3 protein-coding genes are annotated in these 1,715 nt (G+C 50.8%); 2 read left to right on the top strand and 1 reads right to left on the bottom strand.

Annotated features, from left to right (window positions below; all coding sequences use genetic code 11):
* Positions 1–490: 490 nt before the first annotated feature.
* On the bottom strand, positions 491–1,057 hold the full coding sequence (locus BN873_RS14860; RefSeq protein WP_048675417.1) for a Uma2 family endonuclease: 567 nt from the start codon (positions 1,055–1,057) through the stop codon (positions 491–493).
* A gap of 177 nt (positions 1,058–1,234) precedes the next feature.
* On the opposite strand from BN873_RS14860, the gene BN873_RS21200 reads away from it, so the two are divergent.
* Both BN873_RS21200 and BN873_RS20700 read left to right on the top strand, forming a co-directional pair.
* Entirely contained in the window at positions 1,235–1,366 is a 132-nt protein-coding gene (locus BN873_RS21200) for a hypothetical protein (protein WP_277921599.1), read from the top strand.
* A 159-nt stretch (positions 1,367–1,525) separates the two neighbouring features.
* On the top strand, positions 1,526–1,715 hold a 190-nt coding region (locus tag BN873_RS20700; protein WP_206778873.1), incomplete at its 3' end, for a hypothetical protein.

Raw genomic sequence — 1,715 nt, forward strand, 5'->3', positions numbered from 1 at the left:
CGTAAGGTAATACAAACGATCCATGCTCGACCCCTCTGGCCGTGGATAATAGCCAGCAGTTTCGCACACGAAGCATGATTTTGTGAACACGGCCTAGGTGAATATCTGGTAAAAAAGGCGTTGCGGGGATTGAAAATAAAGAGAATTCGTTTTTATCTAAAATAAAATATTGGTTTAGATTAAGTCATATGAAAAGCCTGTAGCTGGATTAACAAAGTAAAGGGAATAAAGCTGCTTGCATAGTTGACCGACCGAATGCAAGCAACCAATAGAGAAGTCTAGCCTTCACACTCTATTTCAACCAAATCAGATTTACCAAAATCAGATACGGCAAGCTTGCCAACTCCCAACGCCACTTACGGCAACGGTTATCCTGACAGAGATTTTTACAGGAATGATACCTACGAACATTACCGGGGTGCCGCGTTACCACACTGACCAATCACTTTAACTCACTCCCAATATACAAGGGGAGTTTTCGTATTGGCACTTAAAACAACTGTTCCACGGCGATGCTGACCATCGGTAACTGCTGCGGAATCAGCGAACCCTGGCGATAGGCCGTCATTTGGCGATAGGTGCTGGTTGCGGGCTGCGGATCGCGGTAGACCTCCACGCTCTGTTGTGCCACATCTACCAGCCACACTTCCACCACGCCGTAATGGGCGTACAAGGGAACTTTCATCTCCCGGTCGAAGCGAGCGGTGGTATCCGATACCTCAATCAGCAAGAGCACATTCTCCGCGCGGGGATGGGCTTTGCGGTAATAATCCTCACGCGCCCGCAATACTTGCACATCCGGCTGTGGTTGCGAGTGTTTGTCCAAAGACAGCGAACTCTGAATCCGCACAATAGCGTGTTGGCCAATCGCCAGGACTAAATGTCGAGTAAACCAGTCCGTCAGGCTGGCATGTTCACTGCCAATCGGGGCCATATCGATTAAATCTCCATCAATGAGTTCGATGCGGTCGTCTTCGTGCAAGATGCCGCTGCGGGCCATTTGCAGGAAATCATCCGCGCTCAGCCGATGGCGGGCGGGAGCGTAGGCGGTAGTCATCAGCGGTGAGCCTCCCCAATCTTCCAAGGTTTGCATAGCTTACTGATGGAGCCACGCACCGCGCAAATCAGGCTCACCAGTCCAGCGTCCCCGACGGCAAGCTTGCCGCGTTCCTGCTTCACTGGCCGCAGCGGCGTATAACGACCTCATTTCGTTACTGGAAAGAGGGATGTCGTCATGTCCGCCCGCGCTTTGTATCTAGCCGCCTACGATGTGACTGACCCCAGTCGGTTTCAGGCGGAAGCGGTTGAGTCGGGTAGCGTGGTATTTGGAGAAATTCGCCTTTCGGGTGCAGTATATGGGCTTTGAAACATTGCCCTGATGAAGAAGGGATTAAAAACTGGCAATAAAAAACCCGCATTGAGCGGGTTTCTTTTGACATATCGGTAATTCAGGATAGAGTCTGTCAAATTTTTTGTGTAAATGCGGTTTTGGTTAGTGGAGTGAGAGTGGCAAGCGGCCCTCGAATTGAATGGCGAAGCGATTAAGGGCCTGTTTCCAGTCTTTGATGGGCATCGTCCATTTTTTGGCGGCTTGCTCAATAGCCAAGTCGATCACCTTGAAGGCCATCCGATTACCCACAAACTCGCATTATCCATCGCTGGCATAGGCAGCTTTAGCGGCGGCGACGCCCAAGGCGAACATCTGAACCCGTTGT

The organism is Candidatus Competibacter denitrificans Run_A_D11 (genome assembly GCF_001051235.1).
GTDB classification, from domain to species: domain Bacteria; phylum Pseudomonadota; class Gammaproteobacteria; order Competibacterales; family Competibacteraceae; genus Competibacter_A; species Competibacter_A denitrificans.

Bases quoted from the DNA above. Each gene is read 5' to 3' on its own strand.
- BN873_RS14860 (WP_048675417.1), bottom strand. From the start codon at position 1,057: ATGACTACCGCCTACGCTCCCGCCCGCCATCGGCTGAGCGCGGATGAT.
- BN873_RS21200 (WP_277921599.1), top strand. From the start codon at position 1,235: ATGTCCGCCCGCGCTTTGTATCTAGCCGCCTACGATGTGACTGACCCC.